Origin of the sequence: Nocardia asteroides (genome assembly GCF_021183625.1) — a bacterium.
Lineage (GTDB): Bacteria > Actinomycetota > Actinomycetes > Mycobacteriales > Mycobacteriaceae > Nocardia > Nocardia asteroides_A.
Genome location: NZ_CP089214.1, coordinates 6,512,401 through 6,537,430 on the forward strand (window position 1 = coordinate 6,512,401; position 25,030 = coordinate 6,537,430).

Genomic DNA, 25,030 nt, shown 5'->3' on the forward strand with positions numbered 1-25,030 from the left:
ATCCGGGTCATGCCCGGAATGTCTTGAGTATGCCGTTGCGGCCGGGTGTGTCATGGAGGTCGTCCCCGCTCGACGGAAAGGAACGCCATGATCGGTGTCGAGGAGTTCTTCGGCTCACCCGCCTTCAGCGCACCCGTCATCTCCCCGGACGGCACCCGCATCGCCTACCTCGCCCCGCGCGGTAACCGGATGAACATCTGGGTCCGGGATGTCGAGGGTGGCGAACCGCGCTGCGTCACCGCCGACGAGACCCGAAATGTACAGAACGTCTTCTGGTCCAGGGATTCCCGCTGGCTGCTCTACGCCCAGGACGAGGGCGGGAACGAGCTGTGGCACCTCTTCCGCGCCGACCCGGACGCCCCCGAGGCGGCCGCTGTCGACCTCACCCCGTTCCCCGGCGTCGCCGCGCTGGCCCCGGAGCTGCCCGCGCACCGGCCCGGCATCGTGCAGCTCCAGCTGAACAAGCGCGACCCCGTCGCCTTCGACCTCTACGAGCTGGACATCGAATCCGGCGAGCTCACCGAGGTGACCCGGAATCCCGGTGGGATCGGCTCCTACCTGCGCGCCCCCGACGGCACGGTCTACGGCACCGGGCTCACCGACGCCGGCGACCTCGAACTCACCCGGATCGCTCCGGATGGTCCGCGGCGCATCGCCCGCTTCGCCGGCCGCGACTACCCCATGCACATCGCGCCCTTCCGGCTCACGCCGGACGGCACCGGCGTCTGGATGGGCTCCAACCAGGGCACCGACCGCATGCGGCTGGTCCGGCTCGACCTGGCCACCGGCGCCAGGACCGCCGTGGACAGCCACCCGTCCTTCGACCTCGACCCGCGCTCGACGGTCGACCCGGCGGCGCCGGACCCGCTCATCACCGACCGTGCGACCGGGAACTGCTCGGCGTGCGCTACCTGGACGAACGGCTGGAGATCCGGGCACTGGACCCGGGCTTCGCCGAGATCCTGGACCGCCTGACCGCGCTCTCGGACGGCGATATCGAGACGCTCTCCGCCGACGACTCCGGGCAGCGCTGGGTGGTGACCTTCGAGCACGACCGTGACCCCGGCGTCGCCTGGTTCTACGACCACGCCACCGGCGCGAGCAGGCTGCTCGGCCGGGCACGCCCGCACCTCGACCCCGCCGCGCTCGCCCCCATGCGGCCGTTCTCGATCACCTCGCGGGACGGGCTGCGGCTCCCCTCGCACCTGACGCTGCCGGTCGGGGTGGCGCCCACCGGGCTGCCCCTGGTGGTGCTGCTGCACGGCGGGCCGTGGTTCCGGGACCACTGGGGCTACTCCGCGGCCGTGCAGTTCCTGGCGAACCGCGGGTACGCGGTGCTGCAGGTGAATTTCCGCGGCTCGACCGGCTACGGCAAGGCGTTCACCAGCGCCGCCGTCGGCGAGTTCGCCGGTGCTATGCACGACGACGTGATCGACGCGGTGAACTGGGCCGTCGCGCAGGGCTACGCCGACCGCGACCGGGTCGCCGTCTTCGGCGGCTCCTACGGCGGCTACGCCGCGCTCGTCGGCGTCACCTTCACCCCGGAAGTCTTCGCCGCCGCCATCGACTACGTCGGCATCTCCAGCCTGCCGAACTTCCTGCGCACCCTCCCCGCGTTCACCAGGCCGTACCTCGTCAACAACTGGCACCTCTTCGTCGGCGACCCGGCCGATGCGGAGCAGGAGGCGGACATGCTCGCCCGCTCGCCGATCACGCACGTCGACCGCATCCGCACCCCGCTGCTGGTGCTGCAGGGCGCCAACGACCCGCGCGTGGTGCGCGCCGAATCCGACAATCTCGTTGCCGCGCTGCGTGATCGGGGCGTCGAGGTGGAGTACATCGTCAAGGACGATGAAGGGCACGGGTTCGTGAACCCGGAGAACCAGATCGACATGTTCCGCGCGGTGGAGCGGTTCCTCGCGGAGCATCTCGGTGCTTCTTCCCCGCAGTCGTCGAGGGAGGGCACGATCACGGTGTGAGACGCTCGGTGTCAGGCAACTGCACCCGGCGTCCGTGGACTGCGGAAATCAGGTCCGCATAGCCCTCGAGAGTTTGTGCCATGCGGTGGGCCGCGTCATGAAGCTTCCGAGCGCTCCCGGAGCCCCGCAGCGTGCGATAGACCTCCGCGTGGACCTGGGCGACGTGGCTGACAACCTCGCCGAGGGAGTGCGTATGGCGCGGCATATTGACCGTCCGCGGCAGGTGCAACACCGCCCACTCGTCGATGTCGGCGATCAGCTCGCGGACCCGCGCTCGCGTGGCGCGCTCATCGAAGTCTCGCGGACGAAGCTCGGGCGAGATCGTGACGGCCACCAGTGTGGCGTGCAGGTCCCCGAGTTCACGCCCCCATTCGATGAACGGCGAACAGCCGGAGAGGTGCCCGGTGATGGCCAGCGACAGTTGCCGGTGGTCGAGCAGCCCCGGCTGGGTGGCCGCGAGTGTGTCGGACGGCAGGTCGGTGGATGTGCGTCTGCTCGGCATCGGTAGTCGCCCCTTTTGTGTAGCTTCGCCAGAAGTCGTATATCGAACTGTGCCGGGCAGCGGCCGGTTGAAATAGCCACCGTCACAACACCGTCGTGACACCTGCGTACTCTGGCGAAATACTCGACCGGAGTCAGCGAAGGGGGATCGCGATGGAATGGACGGGCTTCGAGGCAATCGCGCTGAAGAACGCCACTCGGCGCTCGATCCGTGAGTTCGCCGCTGACCTCGGCGTCGGACAGAACACCGTCACCAAGTGGAGTCGGCACGGCGGCGACATCACCTTGCGTCCGGTCACACAGCGCGTATTGGATGAGGCCCTCGCGCGGGCGGACGAGGCGGCCAGAGCGCGATTCGCCGAGACTGTCGGCAGGGTTGACCGCTTGAACGACCCGGCCCGATGGGACGATTCATTGGCCGGGCAGGTGGTGAACCTCGATTTGCACATCGATCTGCGAATAGACGCCGACAACGCCGCCGAGGTGACCTATCGCTATGAGACGCTCAACATGACCGACCGGCCGGTGACTCGAATGGTTCGGGAACTGTGGTTCAAGCACACGGACGGCGGGCTCCGCGTCGAACCTCTCGGAAGCAGTGCGCGCAGAGTGGCGGTCCAGCGCATTCACGACACGGCGAATCTCGTGAAGTTCGCCTGCCTCATCTCACCGCCGATCCAGCCCGGCGAGACCGCTGCGGTGGGGTATCGGTGTTCGGGCGGCCGGTTCCTCGAGTCGCTGTATTGGCGGCAGTCGATCTACCGGCACACACGCCACTTCCGTCTCGACCTGCGTCATGCGGGAGCAGGACAGTTGGTGTCTTGTGCGGCCAGCGAGGAGCACCCGGACGGCTCCGAGAACTCGGCGGCGGACCGTCTGATCTGGGACCATGAGGACGGCGATGTCGTCGCCACGCTCCGTCGTGAGCACCTCCGCCCGAATCAGTCGGTGACCCTGCGCTGGGAGGTCGCGCGTGCGCACTCGTGACGCGGTGGAACACGCTATCCGAGCGTGGAATCAGCACGAGCTGACTCGCGGTGCCCCTCCGGTCATCGACTACGACTTCCATCCCCCGGCCCCGGCCGGTGCGATCGAGCCGGTGGACCGGCTCACGACCTTCCTCCGGCTGCGCGCGCTGCGTGCGGACTGCGCCGAACCCGCTGTCGCGCAGCGGGTCGACGCCGACTCGGCGTACCTGCGGGCACTGATGGGGGAGCGGATCCCGCTGGACGATTATGTTCGGGCGACGCAGGGGTGTCCGGCCACGGGCTGGGACGCGGACTACGTCGCCGAGCGCGGCCGGGTCGCGCGGGAGTGCCTCGATGCCGCCGGGATCGGGTGGGGCCCCGAGGCGATGGCGGAACTCACCGCGGCCGAAGGCCCGATCGAACCGGCGAACGCGCCGGCGGCGATTCGCGCGGCTGCCGCGGACTACGAGAACGCGGTGCGGACCGCGACGGGTTCGGATGCGCCGTACCGGCTGAGTATCGAGACGGCCGAGGTGGACGCGTACTGGGCGTACTGGCTGGACGGGGCCGGGGATCGAGTGCGGCTCCGGCTCAACACGCGGAACGCGCAGTACACCGAGGTCCGCGCGCGCCAGTTCGCGCTGCACGAAGTTCTCGGGCACGGCTTGCAGAGTGCGAGCATCGCGGCCCGCTGCGCGAAGGAGGATGTGCCGTGGGTGCGGCTGCTGTCGGTGCACGGCCCGCAGCAGGTGCTGCTCGAGGGGTGGGCGCAGGCGATGCCGCTGTTCGTCGCGGCCGACGACCGGCAGCTCGCCACGCGGGTCCGGCTCGATCACTACACGCAACTCGTGCGGGCCGAGCTGCACCTGCGCTTGGAGAGCGGGGTGCCGATCGAGCGCTGCGCGGATCTCGCGCGGCGGCGGGTGCCGTGGTGGACCGATCGCTACATCGCCGATCTGCTCGCCGACCGCGGCGCCAACCCGCAGCTGCGCAGCTATCTGTGGGCCTACGCCGCCGGCATCGACTGGTTCGTGCACCTGGCCGAGGCGCCGGCGGCCACCGTCGACACGGTCCTGCGCGCGGCGTATCGAGCACCGCTCACCCCTGGGGAGCTGCGGGAAATCTGGCCGGAGGGGCCGAGCATCGGCGGCTGAGAGCTACGGCGTCCCGCCGATGATCTTGTCGGCGAAGAGCTCCGCGATCTCCGCCTCCGGCAGCCCCAGCTCCCGCAGGATCTCCTCGGTGTGCTCACCGAGCAGGGGCGCGGGCCTCGTGTGCAGCTGTGCCGGCTTGTCGGAGAGGGAGAACGGGAGGGTGCTGTGGCGAGCGGTGCCGAAGACCGGGTGCTCGACCGGCTCGAAGAAGCCGCGGGACACGAGCGGCGGGAGTTCGGCCTGGTGGTGGGGTTGCAGCACCTTCGCCACCGGGACGTCGGCGGCCCATAGGAGCGAGACGATCTCGTCGGGGGAGCGCTCGGCGCACCAGTCGGCGAGGTGCCGGTCGAGCAGGTCGTGGTGGCGGCGGCGGCCGGCGGCCGTGCACAGCTCCTTGTCCAGGGACCAGATGGGGGTGCCGAGCGCCTCGCGGAGGCGGCGCCACTGCGCGTCGTCGGCGACGGCGATGGCGACCCACAGATCCTCCCGGCCGAACTCGTCGGTTCCGGCGGCGCGGTACAGGTTCTGCGGGGCGGCGGCGGGGCCGCGGTTGCCGTCGCGGGTGAGCAGCGCGCCGTAGGCGGAGTACTCGATGACCTGCTCGGCGGCGACGTTCATGGCCGCCTCGACCATGGCCGCCTCGATCACGACACCCCGGCCCGTGCGGCGGCGGTGCTCGAGCGCCAGCAACAGCGCGTTGAGCGCGTGGACCCCGGCGTTGGGGTCGCCGATGCAGTAGGGCTCGATGGGGTTGGTGTCGGGATAGCCGGTGAGCGCGGTGATTCCGGAGGTGTCCTCGATGACGTAGGCGAAGGCGGGGTTGTCCCGCCACGGCCCGTCCAGCCCGAAGCCGGGCATGCGGACCATGACGATGTCCGGGCGAAGCGCGCGCACGCTCGCCGCGTCCAGCCCGATCTGCTCGAGTACGCGGGGGGTGTAGTTCTCCACGACCACATCGCAGGTGGCGACCAGCTTCTTCAGCAGCGCCTGCCCCCGCTCGGTACGGAAATCGACGGTGAGCCCACGCTTCCCGGTGTTCAGCCCGGAGAAGATGGGGGAGCGCTCCCACCACTGCGGTTCCGAAGCGGGGACGCCGGCGATGAGCCGGGTGCCGTCCGGCCGTCCGGCCGACTCGACGTGGATCACGTCGGCGCCGAGCAGGGCCAGGTAGTGGGTGACGGACGGCCCGGCCCAGAAGGTGGTCAGGTCCAGCACCCGTAGCCCGCGGAAGGGAAGCGGATCGCCCGGCGCGGCAGCCGTTTTCGGGCCCAGCTCCGCTGACCGGTAGTAGTCGGTGTGCTCACCGAGCCGCGGCGGCGGCCCCGGCTCGCGCAGCAGCGCGGGGGAGGTGCGGTGCGGCGGCCCGGGCTGGGTGAACCCGTCCCGCGGGTTGGTGGTGAAGAACTTCCGCGCCACGTGGTGGTCCAGCTCCGCGATCGTGGCACCATCCGCCACCGGCCCGTTCGGAATCCGGAACGCCGTCGCCAGATCCTGGACGACATCGACCGGCTGCTCCGCCATCCACGCCTGGATCTCGGCCGCCTTGGCGCCCGCCCGCTGGGTGATCGACAGCTCGGTGTCCTCGTCGATCCACTCCGCGTGCCCGACCATCGCACACAGGTCGTACCACTGCTGCGCGGTCCCGCACCCCACCGCGACCAGCCCGTCCGCGGCGGTCGCCACCCCGGGCACGCTGAGCCTGCGCTCGGTCCGGAACGGCCGGCCCAGCCCGTCGTGGAACGACACCGGGAAGTAGGTGAGCCCCAGGATCTGCGTCTCCAGCATCGAGAGATCGACCAGCGCGCCACCGCCGCGCAACCGCGCGACCTGCGTCGCCACCGCCGCGTGCGCGCCCGCGAACCATTCCCCGATCCGCCCGCCGACGTGCACCGGCGCCCGGTCCGGCGCCCCGCGCCCGAGCCCGACGATCCCGCCGGACCACGCCTGCAGCGTGAACTCGGTCGCGGCCCGCGAACTCCACGGCCCGGTCAGCCCGAACGGCGTGATCGCGGTGACCACGAGGTGCGGATACCGCCGCCGCAGCATCGAGGGGGTGAAGTGCTCGGCCGGCCGCGAACCGGCGGACCAGAGCACCACGTCCGCGGCGGCCAGCAGCTTCTCGACCAGGTCGAGATCGGCCGCCGCGTCGGCGACGACGCTCTCCGTGGAGCAGGCGAGAAAGGAGAAGAGCGCCCCGTCCGAACCGGACGGGATCGCCGCACCGGACGCGGACCACCGGCGCAGCGGATCCCCCTCGGGCGGCTCCACCCGCACCACCCGGGCACCCCCGTCGGCGAGCAACTTCGCGCAGTACCCGCCGGAAATGCCGGTCGCCAGATCGACCACCAGCCAATCCCTCAGCGGCGGTGCGGCATCAATCACGGACAACAACCCCCTACGGCTTGTTCCGGCCCGACCTGCTGAGCCGGAAGTCGGGCGGGAACCGGTCGTCGTTGTCCTTGACCGAGTTGTTCAGCCCGCCCTCGAAGGCGTTGTCCAGCATGAGGTCGTCCTCGTCGGCGGCGATGTGCCCGCCCATGGACTCGAAGAAGCCGCTGAGCAGGCTGCCCATGTACTCGCCCTGCTGCTGCTTCATGATCTCGAAGAAGACCTTCTGCATGAAGACCGTGTCGGTGGGGCGGTTGCGCGAGCAGGCCAGCGCGTACTTGGCGGTCTCGGCCTCCAGTTCGGCGCGCGGGACCACCTTGTTCAGGAAGTTGCAGTCGTACATCTCGGCGGCGGAGAAGGCGCGGCCGGTGAAGACCATCTCCTGGAAGCGGCGCAGCCCCATGGTCTGCGCCCAGGTCCACATGCGCGGGCCCCAGCCGTAGTAGCGGAAGGAGGGGTGGCCGAAGAGCGCGTCGTCCGAGGAGATCACCAGGTCGGCGTCGGCGGCCTGGTAGAAGTGCCAGCCGTAGCAGTAGCCCTTGACCTCCAGGATGGAGATCTTCTTGAACTCCTGCAGGCTGCGGCAGCCCGCCGAGGCGTTGGCGTACCACTGGCTCACCGAGGCGCCGTGCCGGAAGGAGCCGCGCGGCGGATACTTCACCTCGTCGGGGCCGATGCGGAACTCGGCCAGCCGCGGGCCCTGGTCCTCGGACTCCTGCATCGCCATGAACTCGGGCAGGTCGGCGCCGGTGCCGAGATCCCGGCCCTCGCCGCGCACCACCAGCACCTTGACCTCGTCGTCCACGCTGGCCCGGTGGATGAGGTCGGCGTAGCGGAGCCGGGCCGCCGCGGTCGGCGCGTTCAGCGCCTCCGGGCGGTCGAAGGTGATGGTGGCGATCCGGGTCTTCGGATCCTTCTCGTAGCGGATGATCTCTTCCGCGGAGGGCTGGTCGGGTACGGACATGAACGGCTCCTTCGCCGAAGAGGTAGTCAGGGCGCGTCGGTGAGCAGTTCGGCTCCGTCGTCGGTGATCAGCACGGCGTCGCGGGTGAACACCGCGCCGACGCCCGACTCCCACACGTACCCGGTGAGCGCGAGCACCATGCCCGGCTCCAGCCGTTCAGCGGCAGCGGTGGCGGGCAGCTGCGGCGAGACCACCGGCGGGTCGAACCCCATCCCGAGCCCGCGCGCCACCGGCATCGGCGGCAGCGGCTCACCGGCCGCCTCGTACGCCGCGAGCAGCCCGCTCGAGGGCTCGCCTGCCCGGCTCGCCGCGAGCAGCCGCTCCCGCACCACCTCGCTGCGCCGGAACAGCGCGGCCACCGCGGCATCGTCCCCGCCGGGCACCGCGACGGTCCGCCCGACCTCCCCGATGTACCCGTCACCGAGCACCCCGGCGGAGATCGCCACGAGATCGCCGGGGCGCACGGTCCGGTCCGCGTCGGCGCGCCGCCACGGATGCTCGCGCGAGGTGACCCACACCGAATCCTGCTGGGCGGGCGTGCTGATCCCGCCGGCCGCCATCGCCTCCAGCAGCACGCCGGTCAGCGCCTGCTCGGTGCGCCCGGGCGCCAGCTCGGCGGCGGCCGCCGCGAGCCCGGCCTGCGCCACCCGCAGCGCGCCGCGCAGCACGGTGACCTCCGGCTCGGTCTTGATCCGCCGGGCCGCCCGCATGGCCTGCTCGCCGTCGACGAACTCCGCGTTCGGGAAGGCCATCGGCAGCAGCTGCGCGAAGGTGGGGGAGAGGCAGTCGGTGCCGACCCGCGCCGCCGTCGAGGCGCCCGCGATGTCGCGGAGCACCGCCATGGTGTTCAGCGGATTCCAGACCAGCCCGTACAGGTGGTCGTGCGGAATGTCGTCCGGGATGCCCTCGTCCCAGGTGCTCAGCAGGTGCACCTCCCCGGTCTCCCTGATCACCGTCGCGACCGGGCCGAAGGGCCTGGTCCCGGCCACCCAGAGCTGCGGGGCGCCGGAGACGTAGCGGGCGTTGGCCTGCCTGCCGAGTACGAGGACGTCCAGGTCATGGGCTTGCATCTGTGCCAGTGCGCGATCGCGCCGCCCATGCCGCAGGGCGCGATCGTCCGGCAGGATCTCAGTTCCCATAGGGGGCGTACGGGTAGTCGGTGAGAGGGGTCCACCCCTCCTCGGTGATCACGATGATCTCCTCGCTTCGGTATCCGCCGGTGCCGTCCTCCCAGACGACCGGCTCCAGCACCAGCACCATCCCCGGCTCGAAGACGAAGTTCTCGTCGTACTCCGCGCCGAGATCGGTGCCGATCATGGGCATCTCGGCCGCGCTGACCCCGATGCTGTGTCCCAGGTAGAAGTGCGGCAGCCAGGGTTTGGCGCCGCCGTTGGCGGCGATCGCCGCGCGGGCGAGGTCGGCCGCGGTGGCGCCCGCCTTCGTCACGTCGAGCACGGCGGTCAGGATGGTCCGCCACTGGTCGAACTGCCGCTGCTGCGCGGCGTTCGGCTGCCCGCCGACCAGCCAGGTGCGGCCGAAGTCGGAGCAGTAGCCGCCGTAGGTGATGCTGACGTCGGTCCAGAGCACGTCGCCGGCCTCCAGCTCGCGCTCGGTGGTGAGCAGGGGGAGCGCCAGGTCGCCGTGGGTGGTCCAGACGCCGTCGGCCTTGGTGTCCGGCATGACCTGCCAGATGGCGTCGAGCATGTTCGCGGTGGCGCCGTACTCGAAGGCGCGGCGGACGAAGCCGGCCGAGAGGTCGATCTGCCGCCTGCCCGGCGCCAGCGCCGCCTGCACCTCGGTGACGGCCTTCTCGGTGATCCGGCACGCGGTGCGGATGCAGGAGATCTCGTCCGGGGTCTTGACCACCTTGGCGGGGCCGACCACCAGCGCCGCGTCCGACGGCGCGCCGCCGGGGAAGATCTGCTTGCCCGCGCGCAGCATGGCGCCGGTGTGCTCGTCCACCGCGACGCTCGACCCGGCCGGGATCAGCTCGGCCAGCAGCCGCGCGAAATTCTCCACGCCCTCGTCGAATTCGAGGTAGACCGGGCCGTGCAGGTGATCGGCGGGCAGGTCGCGCTCGGCGGAGGCGCCCTCGCGGAACGGCATGAACAGGTGCGGCCACGGGTCGTCGCGCAGCACCACCGCGACCGGGCGCTCGACGTGCGAGAGCCCGGCGTCGCCGAGCGGCCAGTTGGCCCCGGTGGCGTAGACGACATTGCTGTTGTTCAGCAGCACCAGCGCGTCGACGCCCTTGGCCGTCATGCTGGCGCGCAGCCTGGCCCCGGTCTCCCGCCGCATCCGGTCCCGGTCGGGGACGTCCGGGATCGGGAAGGTGACGCTGCCACGCCTGGTGGCGAAGGCGGTCATCCGGCCAGCCCGAGGAAGTCGAGGATGTTGCCGCTCACGATGCGCGCCGCGTCCTCCGGTCCGACCGCATCGACCACGGTGGCGATGGACTTCTCCGAGTAGCCGAAGGTGCTCTCGTTGTGCGGGTAGTCCGAGGACCACATGACGCGGTCGCGGCCGATCAGGTCGACCATCGAGAGCCCGAGCGGGTCGACCATGAACGAGGCCCGCATGTGGTTCTCCCAGTAGTAGCGGACCTCGTGCTCCACCGGCCGGTCCAGCATGTGCTGGAAGGAGGCGAGCATGTGCTCGGCGTCCTGGATCGCCGACGGCACCCAGTTGATGCCGCCCTCGAACCAGCCGATGCTCAGTCCGGGGTGCCGGTCGAGGATGCCGCTGAAGATGTACTTGGCGAACATTTCCCGGAACGGCGCGACGTTGTGCATCATGCCGACGGCGACGCTGTTCACCTCGCAGGGCGCCGAGAGCGGCGACTCGCCGATGTGGTGCGAGACCGGGACGCCGGACTCCTCGATCGCCTCCCAGACCGGCCGCATGGCGGTGGAGGCGTAGTCGATGACCTTGCCCTCCTCGTCCTTGCCCGCGGAGAGCGGGAGCAGGAAGGTGCGCAGGCCCAGGGACTTCAGCTCGGTCAGGGTGCGCCGCGCGCCCTCGCCGTCCCACCAGTTGATCAGCCCGACGCCGTAGAAGCTGCCGTTCGACTGCTCCTGCAACTCGGCGATATAGGCGTTGTAGGTGCGGAAGCAGAGCTCGCGGATCGCCCGGTCCGGGTAGAAGAGCAGCGCGAGCAGGGCGTTCGGGAACGCGAGCTCCTTGGCGATGCCGTCGGCGCGCAGGTCCGAGATCCTGGCCTCCAGATTGCCGCTGCCCGACCCCTCCAGCGGGTCGTACTGCATCAGCACGTGGCTGAAATCGCCGGGCAGGAAGGACTTCCCCTTGCGGCCGAGCTGGAAGGCGCCGTCCTCGTACCAGACCCGCGGCGCCTTGTCCTTCAGCTCCTCCGGAAAGCGCTCGAAGAAGATGTCGTGCGCGAGCGAGATGTGGTTGTCCGCCGAGAACACCTCGGTGCCGACCGGCAGGCCCAACGCACCCGCCGCGTGCCCGCGGCGATCCTTCGGTGGCCCGAAGCCGCCGGGCGGATACAGCGAGACGCTGCTGGTGGGAACCGACATCGTGACCCTCCCATGGGTTCGAATCGTGGTGGGAATGACGTTATCACAATCGGAGAGAATGGATTCCGGAGATTGCTGAAATTCGGGCTAGAATACGGCCCTGTACTGCGAGAATAACGTTATCACTCGTTGTCGAGGGAACTGTTTGAAGACAACTTCCCCTGAGACCCTTGTCACACCGCCCAAACCAACCTACTGTGTGTTCACTAGGTTTTGTCGGACAGGAACTCTTCGTGACTACTCCTCGCCCCTACGCCACCCTCCTCGCCAAAGGCGAGGACCGCAGGCAGCGGATTCTGGGTGTCGCCCAGCGGCTGCTCACCCGGAACGGGTGGCGCAGCACCAGCCTGGCCCAGATCGCCCGCGAAGCGGGGGTCACCCCGGCCGGGCTGCTGCACCACTTCACCTCCAAGGAGCAGTTGCTGCACGCCGTGCTCGACGCCCGCGACGCGGACGACGCGCGCGACGCCGACCTGACCAACGACCTGATCGCCGAGATCCGCCGGGTGCCGGATCGCATGGCCCGCTCCCCGGAGCTGGTCGGTACCTTCGTCGTCCTGCTCGTGGAGAACCTGCTGCCCGAGGCTCCGCTGCACGATCGGCTGCTCGACCGCTGGAAGGTGGCGGTCGACATCGTCGCCGAGACCATCCGGCACAACCAGGAGATCGGACGGTATCGGCCCGACCTCGACCCAGAACTCCGGGCTATGGAAATCGTCGCCTTCATCAACGGAATGGAGATCTCATGGCTACTCGATCGTTCGATCCCGCTGACCGAAGTGTTCAGCGAGTACACCAGGTCACTGGCTCGCGACTTCGCTTCAAGTGGGGAACCATCCGCTACCGGCTCGATATCGTCGGGGCCGACGTCCTCGACGTCGTCCAGCACGCGGGCGGCTGGCTCTTCGACCGCGCCGTAGCGGGCTGGGACGTCACCGTCCTGGTGGCCGAGCTCGGCGATGCCCGCCCGCTGCGGATCCTCGGCGCCGAGGTGCTGGAGCTGGAGTCGGTGCTGGCCACCCAGGGCAAGGGCAGGCAGCCGCACGCGCTCGCCATCGCCTCCGAGGTGCTGGCCAACGACACCAGGACGCACCGCGGGCTGGTCAAGGCGCTGGACGACGGCGGCATGGAGGTCGTGGTCTGGGGCGAGAGCTGGCCGACCCCGCCCGAGCACCGCATCGAGCCGGTGGTGCACCGGCTCAGCGTGGCCGCGCAGGCGTTCAAGGCGCAGGCGCTGGCCGCCGCCGGGGTTCCGGTCGTCCCCGGCGACGTCGAGGTCTTCCGCAGCGGGCTCTCCGCCTTCCCCCCGGTCGGCGCCGACCTCAGCCCCGTGGGCTGATTCCGGGCCACCCCTCCCTTCCGTCGCCACGGCGCGTGCGGGTTCTGTCTCCGAACCCGCACGCGCCGTGGCGTTTTGGCGTCTCCGGCAAACTTTGAGTATTGAATTCTTGCCCTGAGTATGTAACCTTGTTCACAAGTGAGAATGCCATTTTCCACCGCGTCGGGAGAGACATGACCGTCGAAGCAACCACCGCCGCGCCGGCGCTGAACACCGACCGGCGGCTGCTGATCGACGGCGAGCTCGTCGGCGCCGAGCGGACCTACCCCACGAGCAACCCCGCCACCGGCGCGGTGCTCGGGCAGGCCCCGGACGCCGGGGTCGGCGAGGCCGAGCGGGCCATCCGCGCCGCGCGCCGTGCCTTCGACGAGACCACCTGGGCCACCGACCCCGGCTTCCGGGCGGACTGCCTCGACCAGCTGTACCGCGCGCTCGTCGAGAACGTCGAGGAGCTGCGCGAACTCACCATCGCGGAGGCGGGCGCGGCCCGGCTGCTCACCGAGCGGGCCCAGGTCGACGCGCCGCTGGAGATCGTGAAGCACTACGCCGAGCTGCTGCGCGGCTACTCGTTCCGCGAGGAGCTCGGTGAGCTGGAGTCGCGCGGCGCCAAGCACCGGCGCTGGGTGGAGAAGGAGGCGGCCGGTGTGGTCGCCGCGATCATCGCCTACAACTACCCGAACCAGCTGGCGCTGGCGAAGCTCGCCCCCGCGCTGGCGGCGGGCTGCACCGTCGTGCTCAAGGCCGCCCCGGACACCCCACTGATCACCCTCGCCCTCGGTGAGCTGATCGCGAACCACACCGACATCCCGGCCGGCGTGGTCAACGTGCTGAGCAGCGACGACCCCGAGGTGGGGCCGCTGCTCACCACGCACCCGGACGTCGACATGGTCACCTTCACCGGCTCCACCGCCACCGGTCGCCGGATCATGGCCGCCGCGAGCGAGACGGTGAAGAAGGTCTTCCTCGAGCTCGGCGGCAAGTCCGCCATGGTGCTGCTCGACGACGCCGATCCCGCGATGCCGGCGATGATGGCCGCCTTCATGATCTGTTCGCACGCGGGGCAGGGCTGTGCCATCACCACCCGGCTGGTGGTGCCGCGGGCGAAGCACGACGAGATCGTGGCTGCGGTCGCCCAGTCGATGGCGAACATCAAGCCCGGCGACCCGGCGCACCCGCACACCTACCTCGGCCCGCTGATCAGTGAGCGGCAGCGGGACAAGGTGCACGCCATGGTGCAGCGCGCCGTCGCGGCAGGCGCCACGCTGGTGACCGGCGGCGAGAAGGTCGACCCCGGCTGGTTCTACACCCCGACGCTGCTCACGAACGTCGACCCGGACAGCGAGATCGCCCAGGAGGAGGTCTTCGGCCCGGTCCTCGTCGTGCTGCCGCACGACGGCGACGACGACGCGGTGCGGATCGCCAACAACTCCATCTACGGCCTGGCAGGCGCGGTGTACAGCGCCGACGAGGACCGGGCGGTCGCGGTCGCGCGCCGGATCCGGGCCGGCGCCTTCAGCGTGAACGGCGGGCTGTACTTCGCCCCGGACACGCCGTTCGGCGGGTTCAAGCAGTCCGGCATCGGGCGTGAGATGGGCACCGCCGGGCTGGAGGAGTTCCTGGAGAGCAAGACCTTCGCCACGGTGCTGCCGTGAACCCGGCGGGGAGCGCGGTGCACGGCGGGTGCCAAGGGTCCGCGCGCGGAGGCCGGGCCCAGTCCGCGCCGCCGGGAGCGCGGCGCCGGGCACGGCAACGATCGGCCCGCGGGTGACGGCCGCGGCGCCGGGCCGGCTGCGCGCTGTCGTCCGGGCGGGCGCGCGGCCGATGCAGGCCGTCGGCGGCCTCTTCGCCATGTCCGCCGACGCGGTCCGGTTCCTGTTCAAGCGGCCGTTCCAGACCCGCGAGTTCCTGGAGCAGTCCTGGTTCATCGTGCGCGTCTCGCTGGTGCCGACGCTGCTGGTGGCGATCCCGTTCACCGTGCTGGTCAGCTTCACCATCAACATCCTGCTGCGCGAGCTCGGCGCCGCCGACCTGAGCGGCGCGGGCGCCGCCTTCGGCGCGGTCACCCAGGTGGGGCCGATGGTCACGGTGCTCATCGTGGCCGGGGCGGGCGCCACCGCCATGTGCGCCGACCTGGGCTCGCGCACCATCCGCGAGGAGATCGCGGCCATGCAGGTGCTCGGCATCGACCCGGTGCAGCGCCTGGTGACGCCGCGCATGCTCGCCTCCGGGCTCGTCGCCTTCCTGCTCAACAACCTGGTCTGCATCATCGGCATCCTGGGCGGCTACGTCTTCTCGGTGTACGTGCAGGACGTGAACCCGGGCGCCTTCGCCGCCGGGCTCACCCTGCTCACCGGGATCGACGAGGTGATCATCTCCTCGATCAAGGCGCTGCTCTTCGGGCTGGTGGCCGGGCTGGTCGCCTGCTACCGCGGGCTGGTCGTAACCGGCGGCGCGAAGGCGGTCGGCAACGCGGTGAACGAGACGGTGGTCTACGCCTTCATGGCGCTGTTCGTGATCAATGTCGTTGCCACCGCGATCGGCATCCAGCTGACGGTCCGCTGAGAGGAGGCCGGTCGTGACGATCGCCGCACGCTACCCCAAGTACCTCCGCCGGATCCGGCGGCCCTACCTCGCCATCGGCCGGGTCGGCGACCACGCGCTCTTCTACCTGCGCGCGCTGACCTCCGCGCCCTACGCCGCCTGGCACTACCGCCGCGAGACGATCAGGCTGATCGCCGAGATCAGCATGGGCTCGGGCGCGCTCGCGGTCTTCGGCGGCACCGTCGTGATCGTCGGGTTCCTCACCCTTGCCACCGGCGGCACGCTCGCCGTGCAGGGCTACAGCTCGCTCGGCAACATCGGCATCGAGGCGCTCACCGGCTTCCTCTCCGCCTTCATCAACGTGCGCATCTCGGCGCCGGTGGTGGCGGGCATCGGGCTGGCCGCGACCTTCGGGGCCGGCGCGACCGCGCAGCTCGGCGCGATGCGGATCAACGAGGAGATCGACGCGCTGGAGTCGCTGGCGGTGGAGCCGGTGGCCTACCTGGTCGGCACCAGGCTGGTGGCCGGGATGATCGCGATCACCCCGCTCTACGCGCTGGCGGTGATCGCCTCGTTCATCGCCAGCCGGGTGATGACGGTGTTCCTGCTCGGCCAGTCCGCGGGGCTCTACGACCACTACTTCGGCACCTTCCTGAACCCGATCGACCTGCTCTGGTCGTTCCTGCAGGCGATGCTCATGGCGCTGGTGATCCTGCTGATCCACACCTACTTCGGCTTCTTCGCCTCCGGCGGCCCGTCCGGGGTCGGGATCGCGGTCGGCAATGCCGTGCGCACCTCGCTGATCGCGGTCGTCTCGGTGACGCTGCTGGTCTCGCTCGCGGTCTACGGCTCCAACGGCAACTTCGACCTCTCCGGATGAGGAACCCGATGCCCCTGCTCTCCCGCCTGCGGCCGTCGCCGGAGGCGAAACGCGCGCTGGCCGGGCTGATCTCGATCGGCCTCGGCGTGGCGATCGTCGCCGTCGCGCTGCGGCTGTTCGACGGCGGCTTCACCGAGACCGTCCCGGTGACGGTGCTCTCGCCGCGCGCCGGGCTGGTGATGAACCCGGACGCCGACGTCAAGCTGCGCGGCGTCACCGTCGGCACGGTGCAGTCCATCGAGACCAGGGCCGACGGGCTGGCCGAGCTGCGGCTCGCCATCCGCACCGGGGAGCTGAGCCACATCCCCGCCGACGTGACCGTCGACATCGCCTCCACCACCGTCTTCGGCGCCAAGTTCGTGCAGCTGATCCCGCCTGCCCGGCCGGGCGCCGGGCACCTGGCCGCCGGGCAGGTGCTGGACGCGCGGCACGTCACGGTGGAGATCAACACCGTCTTCCAGCAGCTCACCACGGTGCTCGGCAAGATCGAGCCGGAGAAGCTGAACGAGACGCTCGGCGCCATCGCGACCGCGACCAGCGGCCGCGGCGACCGGGTCGGGCAGATGCTCACCGACCTGGAATCGTTCCTGGCGCAGCTGGACCCGGCGCTGCCCGCGCTCTCCGCCGATCTGGCCGCCGCGCCCGTCGTGCTGAACACCTACGCCGACGCCGCGCAGCCGCTGCTCGACACCGCCGCGAACGCGAGCACCATCAGCCGCACCCTGGTGGCGGAGCAGCAGAACCTGGACGCCTTCCTGGTCGGGTTGATCGGGCTCTCCGACACCGGGACGGCGGTGCTCGCCGAGAACCACGCCGTGCTCGACAGCACGCTGGCCGCCCTGGTTCCGACCACCACCCTGACCAGGGACTACCGGGCGGCGCTCACCTGCTCGCTGGAGGGGTTCGGCGATCTCTCCCGCTCCCCGCCGGTGGACGTGCCCGGGCTCGGGCTCTCGGCCAACTTCATGCTCGGCATCGAGCCCTACATGTACCCGCAGCACCTGCCCAAGGTCGCGGCGTCCGGCGGGCCGCAGTGCTCGGTGCTGCCGGTGCCGTACGAGGGCAGGCCGCCCTACGTGGTCGCCGACACCGGCGCCAACCCCTTCGAGAGTGGCAGGCAGACCGTGGAACTGAACTCGGCCAGTATCCAGCAGCTGCTGTTCGGCCCGCTGCTGACGGGGGCGCCGCGATGAACCGGCGCAACGGCCCGCTGCTCAAGTTCGGTGCCTTCGCGGTGGTCATGCTGCTGCTCTCCGGGCTGCTCCTGATGGTGTTCGGCGACTACCGCTCCGGCGCGCGCGCGGAGTACACGGCGATCTTCGCCGACTCCTCCGGGCTGCGCCCCGGCGACACCGTGCGGGTCGCGGGCGTCGAGGTCGGCAGCGTGCGGGAGGTGACGCTGCGCGCCGACCACTCGGTGCGGGTCGGCTTCGACGCCGAGCGCACGCTGGCGCTGACCGAGGGCACCGCGCTCGCCGTGCGCTACCTGAACCTGGTCGGCGACCGGTACCTGGAGCTCACCGAGGCGCCCGGCACGCCGGGTGTGCTGGCGGAGGGCGCGGAGATCCCGCAGCAGCGCACCTCGCCCGCGCTGGATCTGGATCTGCTGCTCGGCGGGTTGAAACCGGTGATCCAGGGGCTGGATTCGCGCCAGGTGAACGCGCTCACCTGGTCGCTGCTCGAGATCGTGCAGGGCAGGGAGGGCACCGTCGAATCGCTGATGGCGCGCACCGCCTCCTTCACCGGCACGCTCGCCGCCGACGGCCAGGTGATCCAGCAGCTCATCGACCACCTGAACACCGTCATGCAGACCCTCGCCAGGGACGGTGACCGCTTCTCGGCCACCATCGACCGGCTGGACCGGCTCGTCGCCGAGCTGGCCGCGGAGCGGGACCCGATCGGCGACGCCGTCACCGCGCTCGACACCGGCACCGCGACCATCGCCGGGCTGCTCACCCAGGCCAACCCCCCGCTGGCGGGCACCGTCGACCAGCTCAACCGGCTCGCGCCGCTGATCGACGACGACAAGCAGACGCTCGGCGACGCGCTCGGCCGGGCGCCGGGGAACTTCCGCAAGCTGGTGCGGGCGGGCACCTACGGCAACTTCATCCAGTACTACATCTGCTCGATCATCGTGCGCGTCAACGACCCGGCCGGAAACGTGGTGGTGCTGCCCGCGATCGAGCAGTCGACCGGAAGGTGCAGCAGGTAATGCTGGAGTACCGCGGAACCCACCTCGCCAGGCACGGCACCGTCGGCGTCGTCCTGATGCTGTGCGTCATCCTGCTCGGGCTGCAGGCGCAGCAGTTCATCACCTGGGTCAGCACCGTGCGCTACCACGCGGTCTTCACCGAGGCCGGCGGGCTCTCGGTCGGCGACGACGTGGTGGTCTCCGGGACGAAGGTGGGCCGGGTGTCGCGGGTCGAGCTGGTGGACGGCGACGCGCGCGTCACCTTCGCCATCGACGAGACCGTCGTGCTCGGCGACGCCAGCACCGCCAGGATCAAGACCGGCTCGCTGCTCGGCCAGCGGGTGCTCACGCTGGTCTCGGAGTACTCGGCGGGCTCGCGCCCGCTGCGCCCCTTCGACACCATCCCGGCCGAGCGCACCGGCTCGCCGTACTCGCTCACCGACGCGGTCGGCGAGCTGACCACCAACGTCACCGGCACCGATACGGAGTCGCTGAACCTGTCGCTGGACATGCTCTCGGTCACCATGGACCGGATCGCGCCGCAGATCGGCCCGGCCTTCGACGGCCTCACCGAGCTCTCCCGCTCGCTGAACGGCCGCAACACCGCGCTGCGCGACCTGCTCGCCGCCACCGCCGACGTCACCGGCATCCTGGCCGAGCGCGGCGCCCAGGTGAACAGCCTGATCCTGAACGCCAACGACCTGCTCGGCGTGCTCGCCGCGCGCAGGCAGGCGATCGTGGAGCTGCTGGCCAACACCACCGCCGTCGCCGACCAGCTCACCCGGCTGGTGGCGGACAACGAGGCCGAGCTGGCCCCCACCCTCGACCGGCTGAACTCGATCGCCGCCATGCTGCAGCAGAACCGGGACAATATCGCCGAGGCGCTGCCCGGGCTGGCCAAGGTCGCCATGACCCAGGGCGAGGCCGTCTCCGGCGGGCCGTTCTACAACGCCTACGTCGCGAACCTGATCCCGGCGCAGGTGATCCAGCCCTTCATCGATCAGGCGTTCGGCATCCAGCCGCAGCCAGCACCCACTCCGGAGCCGCCCCGATGACCCGAAGAATCCTGCTCGCCGCCGGCGCCGTGCTTGTCGTCGCGGCGCTCGCCGTCGCGGGGACCTACGGGTACCGCGCGGTCTTCGGGCCGCGCACGATCACGGCGGTGTTCAGCACCGCCACCGCCATCTACCGGGGCGACGACGTGCGGGTGGCCGGGGTGAAGGTCGGGCGGATCGCCGACATCCGCCCCACCGGCACCAGCACCGAGATGGAGCTGGAGGTGGACCGCGGCGTCACCATCCCGGCGGACGCCAGGGCCGTCGTCGTGGCGCAGAGCCTGGTGGACGCCCGCTACGTGCAGCTCACCCCGTCCTACCGCGGCGAGGGGCCGACGCTGGCCGACGGCGGGGTGATCCCGCTGGAGCGCACCGCCGTCCCGGTGGAGTGGGACGAGGTCAAGACCCAGCTCACCCGGCTCGCCACCGAGCTCGGGCCCGGCGCCGACCTGGCCTCCAGCTCCACCGGGCGCTTCATCGACAGCGCGGCGCGGGCCATGGACGGCAACGGCGCGAAGCTGCGCAGCACGCTGCTCGAGCTCTCCGCGGTGGGCCGGGTGCTCGCCGACGGCAGCGGCGACATCGCGAGCACGCTGCGCAACCTGCAGACCTTCGTGACGGCGCTGCGCGACAGCGATGTGCAGATCGTGCAGTTCCAGGACCGGCTGGCCACGCTCTCCAGCGTGCTGAACGACAGCCGCTCCGACCTGGACGCGGCACTGGCGAGCCTCTCGGTCGCGGTGGGGGAGGTGCAGCGGTTCGTCACCGCGAACCGGGACCGGGCCACCGAGCAGGTGCAGCGGCTCACCGACGTGACGCAGAACCTGGTGGACAACCGGGACGATCTGGAGCAGCTGCTGCACGTCTTCCCGACGAGCATCGCCAACTTCTACAACATCTACAACCCGGACACCGCCACCGAGGCGGGCGTCTTCGTGCTGAACAATTTCAGCGACCCGATCCAGTTCGTCTGCTCGGCCATCGCCAGCCTGGAGAACGGCACCTCCGAGGAGGGGGCGCGCAAGTGCCGCGACTACCTCGGCCCGGTCCTCGGGCTGCTCAACTTCAACTACCTCCCGGTCCCGGTGAACCCCGCGCTCGGGCCGACCGCGCGCCCGGAGAGCCTGATCTACACCGAGCAGGATCTGATTCCCCTGGTTGTGGACACCACCTCCCCGCCCCCGCCGCCCCTCCCCGATCTCGGGGCCATCCTCTTCCCCGGAAGGTAGTGAGCCGTGTTCACCTCCGGCCAACGTGAGTCGATCGCCCCCGCGAGGCCGGGGCGCGGCGCTGCCGCGCTCCGGGCCCGAGCGCTGCGCGTGACCGGTATCGCGCTGTGCGCCGTGGCGGCGGTCTCGGGCTGCGCCTGGAAGGGCGTGGAGACCCTGCCGCTGCCCGGTGCGCCCGGCCAGGGAAGCGATGCCGTCACCATCGACGTGGAGATGGCGAATATCGGCACCCTGGTGCAGAATTCGCCGGTCATGGTGGACGACGTCGTGGTCGGCAGCGTCAGCGGCATCCGGCTGGACGGCTGGCACGCCGTCGTCCAGGCCTCGATCAGCCCGGACGCCGCCGTCCCGGCGAACGTCGTCGCCACCGTCGGCCAGACCAGCCTGCTCGGCTCCAGCCACCTCGCGCTGAACACGCCCGCCGGTCAGACCCCGGCCGGAACCCTCTCCTCCGGCGTCCGCATCCCGCTGAATGCCTCCTCCACCTACCCCTCCACCGAGCAGACCCTGGCCTCGCTCTCGGTGGTGGTGAACGGCGGCGGCCTCGGCCAGCTCGGCGACATCATCCACAGCCTGAACGACGCCTTCGACGGCAGACAGGAGCAGGTCGGCGCACTACTGGACCGGCTGGACACCGTCCTCGGCACCCTGGACGGCCAGCGCGCCGACATCCTCGCCTCGATCGACGCGCTGAACCGCCTCGGCGGCCGCTTCGCCGAGCAGCGCGACACCGTCAGCCGGACCCTGAACGAGCTGCCCCCCGCCCTGGACGTGCTGCTCGCCGAGCGCCCCGCCCTCACCGACGCGCTCGACCGGCTGCGCGCCTTCAGCGACACCAGCACCGCGGTGGTCCGCGACGTGCAGGCCGACCTGGTCACCAACCTGCGCAACCTGGAGCCGACGCTCTCCGCGCTGGCCGACGTCGGCCCGCAGATCGACGCGGCGCTCGCCTACGCGACCGTCTACCCGTACGGGCAGAAGACGATCGACGGCGCGGCGCGCGGCGACTACCTCAACCTGTTCGCCACCGTCGACCTCACCATTCCCCGGCTGCAGCGAGAGCTGCTGCTCGGCACCCCCTACGGCGACCCGACCGCCGTGGTGCAGGCCGCCGTCGGCGATCCGGGCTACGCGCAGCAGACCTCCGACCCGCTCCGGGTCGGTATCGCTCCGGACGGAGGCCGCTGAATGTTGCTGTCCCGCTTCGTCAAGTTCCAGCTGGTCATCTTCGCCGTGCTCTCGGTGATCGGGCTGACCGTGATGGCGACGGTCTACATGAAGCTGCCGACGCTCGCCGGGATCGGCACCATGCGGGTGACGGTCGAGCTGCCGGCCACCGGCGGGCTCTACCGCTTCGGCAACGTCACCTACCGCGGCGTCGAGATCGGCAAGGTGACCTCGGTCGAGCTCACCGACGACGGGGTGCTCGCGCACCTCGCGATCGACTCCGGCCGCGACATCCCGGCCGACCTGGAGGCGCAGGTGCGCAGCGTCTCCGCGGTCGGCGAGCAGTACCTGGAGCTGCGCCCGCGCACCGACGCGGCGCCGTTCCTGCGCGACGGTTCGGTGGTGGCGCTGCGCGACGCCGCCATCCCGCAGCCGGTCGGCCCGATGCTCGACTCGCTGAGCGCGCTGGTCGGCACCATCCCCACCGACGAGCTGCACAGCCTGCTCGGCGAGCTCTTCACCGGCCTGCACGGCGCCCAGTACGACCTGGAGACGCTGCTCACCTCGGGGCAGACCATAGCCAGCGAGCTGAACGGGGTGGCGCCGCAGACCCGCACCCTGATCGAGGACGCGCGGCCACTGCTCGACTCCCAGGTGCGCTCCGCCGACGCCATCCGGATCTGGACCCGCAGCCTCTCCGGCGTCACCGCGCAGCTCGTCGCCAACGACCCCCAGCTGCGCGAACTCCTGCACTCCGGCCCGGGGTTCAGCGCCGAGCTGGAGCAGCTGCTCGGCCAGCTGCGGCCCACGCTGCCGATCCTGCTCGGCAACCTGACCAGCGTCGGCCAGCTCGCGGTCACCTACAACGCCGGGCTGGAGCAGCTGCTGGTGCTGCTGCCGCCCTCGATCTCCATGATCCAGGCGGTGCAGCCGAACCGGAACGCCTCCGGGCTCGGGCTCGGCGACTTCCGGATCAGCGGCGTCTCCGACCCGCCCGCCTGCACCGTCGGCTTCCTGCCGCCGTCGGAGTGGCGCTCACCGGAGGACACCACGGTCATCGACACCCCGAACGACCTGTACTGCAAGCTGCCGCAGAACTCCGATATCGCGGTGCGCGGCGTGCGCAACATCCCGTGCGCGGAGAACCCGGCCAAGCGCGCCCCGACCGCCGCGCTCTGCCACAGCCCGGAGGGTTTCGTCCCGCTCGCCAACGAGCAGCCGCTGCTCGGCCCCTACCCCCGCGACCCGAGCCTCGAGGGGCAGGGGATCCCGCCGGACTCCCGCTACGGAACCGCGCCGGCCTCGTTCGGGACCGCGCCCCCGTCGTTCGGAACGGCGCAGTACGACCCGCACACCGGCAACTACCTGGGCCCGGACGGAAAGCTCTACCAGCAAACGGATCTCGCCGACAAAGCTGCCGTCTGGACGGACATGCTCCCGCACTGAGCACGATCCGGTCCGCCCGGCCCGTCGATCGACGCGACCGGTGCCCACCCCCACACGCACCGGGCGCCCCGCATGACATGCGGGGCGCCCGGTGCGATTTCGTCAGCGGCCGAGACCGGCCAGGGGGCTGGTGTCGCAGGCCTTGCCCGCGACCGTCGCCGCCGGACGCTGGATCGTCGGCAGCCCGAGCCCGACCGACGCCTTGCGACCCTTCCGCGAATGATCCTTGTCCGGCTTGGGCAGCGACCCCGCCAGCTCGAGCTCAGCGTTCCCGCGCACGCACTCCGGATCCGGCCCGTCCAGCGGCAGCCCGGTGAAGAACTTCGCCGCCATGCACCCGCCCTTGCAGGAGTCGTAGGCCGAGCAGGAGACGCAGGCCCCGCCGGTCTGCGGCTCGCGCAGCCGGGTGAAGAGCTCGGAGCGGCGCCAGACGGATTCGAACCCGCCCGGGTCGCGCACGTTCCCGGCCAGGAATTCGTCGTGGATGGCGAACGGGCAGGCGTACACGTCGCCGACCGGGTCGATCAGGCACACCACCCGGCCCGCGCCGCACAGGTTCAGCCCGGGCAGCGGGGTGGAGCCGAGCGCGTTCAGGTGGAAGAACGAGTCGCCGGTGAGCACCTTCTCGCCGTTGGCGATCAGCCAGTCGTAGATCGCCAGCTGCTGGTCGGTGGTCGGGTGCAGCTCCGGCCAGACGTCCGCGCCGCGCCCGGAGGGCCGCAGCCGGGTGATCCGCAGCTGCGCGCCGAACCGGTCGGCGATGGCCTTGAAGTCGTCGAGCTGGGCGACGTTGTGCCGCGTCATCACGACCGAGATCTTGAAGTTCTCGAACCCGGCGTCGGCCAGGTTGCCCATGGCCCGGTAGGCCATGTCGAACGAGCCGGGCCCGCGTACCGCGTCGTTGACCTCGGCGGTCGCGCCGTCCATGGAGATCTGCACGTCGACGTAGTCGCTCGCCGCGAGCTGCTTGGCCCGCGCCGCGTTCAGCCGCACCCCGTTGGTGGAGAACTTCACGCCGACGCCGTGGTCGACGGAGTAGTCGAGCAGCTCCCAGAAGTCGGGCCGCACGGTGGGCTCGCCGCCGCCCATGTTGACGTAGAAGACCTGCATGCGCTGCAGCTCGTCGATCACGGCCTTGCACTCGGCGGTGCTCAGCTCGCGCGGATCGCGCCTGCCGGAGGAGGAGAGGCAGTGCTCGCAGGCGAGGTTGCAGGCGTAGGTCAGCTCCCAGGTGAGGCAGATGGGGGCGTCCAGGCCGTGTTCGAAGTGCTCGACGAGTTTCATGGTCGCTCCTGGATGGTCCCGGCGTCGGCGAGGCCCGCGAGCGCTCGCAAGTAGTGGTCGTGCGAGGGGACGGGCACGCCCGCCGCGGTGAGCGCGCTGTTCGCGTCGGGTTGCTCCGCGAGCGCGCGCACCACCGCCACCAGCAGTGGCGTCTTCAGGAACGAGAGCCTGCGGGTGCCGTAGTCGTAGAGCAGCGCCCCGAACGGCTCGGGCCGCACCGACACCGAGGGTGCCAGTGCGTAGGCCCGGGCCGGATCGAACGGCGGACGGTCAGTAGACACCGCACATGCCATCGATCGAGACCTCCTCGACCAGCACGTCCTCCTCGACGAGGGATTCGGTCTTCGTGTCCTCGGTCATCTGCGTCACCTTCCTGTATGGCTGTGATCACGAGCATAATGTCAG

At 70.7% G+C, this 25,030-nt stretch carries 22 protein-coding genes and 1 pseudogene; 14 read left to right on the plus strand and 9 right to left on the minus strand.

Annotation, left to right across the window (positions count from 1 at the left end):
• The first annotated feature begins 87 nt into the window (after positions 1-87).
• Positions 88-1,979, plus strand: a pseudogene (locus LTT61_RS30115) (S9 family peptidase).
• On the opposite strand, the gene LTT61_RS30120 reads toward LTT61_RS30115, so the two are convergent.
• A complete protein-coding gene (locus LTT61_RS30120; RefSeq protein ID WP_233017391.1) occupies positions 1,969-2,481 on the minus strand; it encodes a hypothetical protein in 513 nt (170 codons plus the stop codon). The pseudogene LTT61_RS30115 and the gene LTT61_RS30120 overlap by 11 nt on opposite strands.
• Before the next feature lie 152 nt (positions 2,482-2,633).
• Between LTT61_RS30120 and LTT61_RS30125 the strand changes: the two genes are divergently transcribed.
• Together LTT61_RS30125 and LTT61_RS30130 are read left to right on the plus strand one after the other, a co-directional pair.
• Positions 2,634-3,467 carry a hypothetical protein gene (locus LTT61_RS30125; protein ID WP_233017392.1) on the plus strand — a complete coding sequence of 278 codons (834 nt, stop codon included), beginning with the start codon at positions 2,634-2,636 and terminating at the stop codon, positions 3,465-3,467.
• Entirely contained in the window at positions 3,454-4,602 is a 1,149-nt protein-coding gene (locus tag LTT61_RS30130) for a hypothetical protein (RefSeq protein WP_233017393.1), read from the plus strand. Before LTT61_RS30125 ends, LTT61_RS30130 begins: the two co-directional genes overlap by 14 nt.
• A gap of 3 nt (positions 4,603-4,605) precedes the next feature.
• Here LTT61_RS30130 and LTT61_RS30135 read toward each other — a convergent pair whose 3' ends face one another.
• Genes LTT61_RS30135 through LTT61_RS30155 form a run of 5 tightly spaced genes read right to left on the minus strand, consistent with a single transcriptional unit; the run spans position 4,606 to position 11,493 of the window.
• Positions 4,606-6,981, minus strand: a complete 2,376-nt coding sequence (locus tag LTT61_RS30135) for a CoA transferase (RefSeq protein ID WP_420094840.1) — start codon at positions 6,979-6,981, stop codon at positions 4,606-4,608.
• Positions 6,982-6,997: 16 nt separating this feature from the next.
• Positions 6,998-7,954: an enoyl-CoA hydratase/isomerase family protein gene (locus LTT61_RS30140; RefSeq protein ID WP_233017395.1), complete on the minus strand. Its 957-nt coding sequence runs from the start codon at positions 7,952-7,954 to the stop codon at positions 6,998-7,000.
• 26 nt (positions 7,955-7,980) lie between these two features.
• On the minus strand, positions 7,981-9,093 hold the full coding sequence (locus LTT61_RS30145) for a M24 family metallopeptidase (protein WP_233017396.1): 1,113 nt from the start codon (positions 9,091-9,093) through the stop codon (positions 7,981-7,983).
• Complete coding sequence (locus LTT61_RS30150; RefSeq protein WP_233017397.1) at positions 9,083-10,321, minus strand: M24 family metallopeptidase; 1,239 nt, start codon at positions 10,319-10,321, stop codon at positions 9,083-9,085. The genes LTT61_RS30145 and LTT61_RS30150 overlap by 11 nt, the downstream gene beginning before the upstream one ends.
• Positions 10,318-11,493 (minus strand): amidohydrolase family protein, encoded by a 1,176-nt coding sequence (locus LTT61_RS30155; protein ID WP_233017398.1) that lies wholly within the window; start codon positions 11,491-11,493, stop codon positions 10,318-10,320. The genes LTT61_RS30150 and LTT61_RS30155 overlap by 4 nt, the downstream gene beginning before the upstream one ends.
• Positions 11,494-11,726: 233 nt before the next feature.
• Between LTT61_RS30155 and LTT61_RS30160 the strand changes: the two genes are divergently transcribed.
• From LTT61_RS30160 to LTT61_RS30210, 11 genes are all read left to right on the plus strand, one after another.
• The gene (locus LTT61_RS30160) at positions 11,727-12,413 is read left to right on the plus strand and encodes a TetR/AcrR family transcriptional regulator (RefSeq protein ID WP_233017399.1); all 687 of its coding nucleotides are present in this window, start codon (positions 11,727-11,729) and stop codon (positions 12,411-12,413) included.
• 23 nt (positions 12,414-12,436) lie between these two features.
• Positions 12,437-12,832, plus strand: coding sequence for a hypothetical protein (locus LTT61_RS30165; protein ID WP_420094713.1), 396 nt, complete (start codon positions 12,437-12,439; stop codon positions 12,830-12,832).
• Between the two features lie 173 nt (positions 12,833-13,005).
• Complete coding sequence (locus LTT61_RS30170; protein WP_233017400.1) at positions 13,006-14,484, plus strand: aldehyde dehydrogenase family protein; 1,479 nt, start codon at positions 13,006-13,008, stop codon at positions 14,482-14,484.
• A 169-nt stretch (positions 14,485-14,653) separates the two neighbouring features.
• Positions 14,654-15,394 (plus strand): MlaE family ABC transporter permease, encoded by a 741-nt coding sequence (locus tag LTT61_RS30175; protein WP_233021256.1) that lies wholly within the window; start codon positions 14,654-14,656, stop codon positions 15,392-15,394.
• 19 nt (positions 15,395-15,413) lie between these two features.
• Positions 15,414-16,253, plus strand: a complete 840-nt coding sequence (locus LTT61_RS30180; protein WP_420094841.1) for an MlaE family ABC transporter permease — start codon at positions 15,414-15,416, stop codon at positions 16,251-16,253.
• 8 nt (positions 16,254-16,261) lie between these two features.
• Positions 16,262-17,446: an MCE family protein gene (locus LTT61_RS30185; protein ID WP_233017402.1), complete on the plus strand. Its 1,185-nt coding sequence runs from the start codon at positions 16,262-16,264 to the stop codon at positions 17,444-17,446.
• On the plus strand, positions 17,443-18,465 hold the full coding sequence (locus LTT61_RS30190) for an MCE family protein (protein ID WP_233017403.1): 1,023 nt from the start codon (positions 17,443-17,445) through the stop codon (positions 18,463-18,465). The genes LTT61_RS30185 and LTT61_RS30190 overlap by 4 nt, the downstream gene beginning before the upstream one ends.
• Positions 18,465-19,499 (plus strand): MCE family protein, encoded by a 1,035-nt coding sequence (locus LTT61_RS30195; RefSeq protein WP_233017404.1) that lies wholly within the window; start codon positions 18,465-18,467, stop codon positions 19,497-19,499. The genes LTT61_RS30190 and LTT61_RS30195 overlap by 1 nt, the downstream gene beginning before the upstream one ends.
• Positions 19,496-20,728 carry an MCE family protein gene (locus tag LTT61_RS30200; RefSeq protein ID WP_233017405.1) on the plus strand — a complete coding sequence of 411 codons (1,233 nt, stop codon included), beginning with the start codon at positions 19,496-19,498 and terminating at the stop codon, positions 20,726-20,728. The genes LTT61_RS30195 and LTT61_RS30200 overlap by 4 nt, the downstream gene beginning before the upstream one ends.
• A 6-nt stretch (positions 20,729-20,734) precedes the next feature.
• The gene (locus tag LTT61_RS30205; RefSeq protein ID WP_233017406.1) at positions 20,735-21,916 is read left to right on the plus strand and encodes an MCE family protein; all 1,182 of its coding nucleotides are present in this window, start codon (positions 20,735-20,737) and stop codon (positions 21,914-21,916) included.
• Positions 21,917-23,341, plus strand: a complete 1,425-nt coding sequence (locus tag LTT61_RS30210) for an MCE family protein (protein ID WP_233017407.1) — start codon at positions 21,917-21,919, stop codon at positions 23,339-23,341.
• 102 nt (positions 23,342-23,443) lie between these two features.
• On the opposite strand, the gene mftC is transcribed toward LTT61_RS30210, so the two are convergent.
• The 3 genes from mftC to mftA are packed head-to-tail and all read right to left on the minus strand — an operon-like array spanning position 23,444 to position 24,985.
• The gene (gene mftC / locus LTT61_RS30215) at positions 23,444-24,625 is read right to left on the minus strand and encodes a mycofactocin radical SAM maturase (protein ID WP_233017408.1); all 1,182 of its coding nucleotides are present in this window, start codon (positions 24,623-24,625) and stop codon (positions 23,444-23,446) included.
• A complete protein-coding gene (gene mftB, locus LTT61_RS30220) occupies positions 24,622-24,918 on the minus strand; it encodes a mycofactocin biosynthesis chaperone MftB (protein WP_420094714.1) in 297 nt (98 codons plus the stop codon). The genes mftC and mftB overlap by 4 nt, the downstream gene beginning before the upstream one ends.
• Complete coding sequence (gene mftA, locus LTT61_RS30225) at positions 24,896-24,985, minus strand: mycofactocin precursor MftA (RefSeq protein WP_233017410.1); 90 nt, start codon at positions 24,983-24,985, stop codon at positions 24,896-24,898. Before mftA ends, mftB begins: the two co-directional genes overlap by 23 nt.
• Positions 24,986-25,030 lie beyond the last annotated feature (45 nt).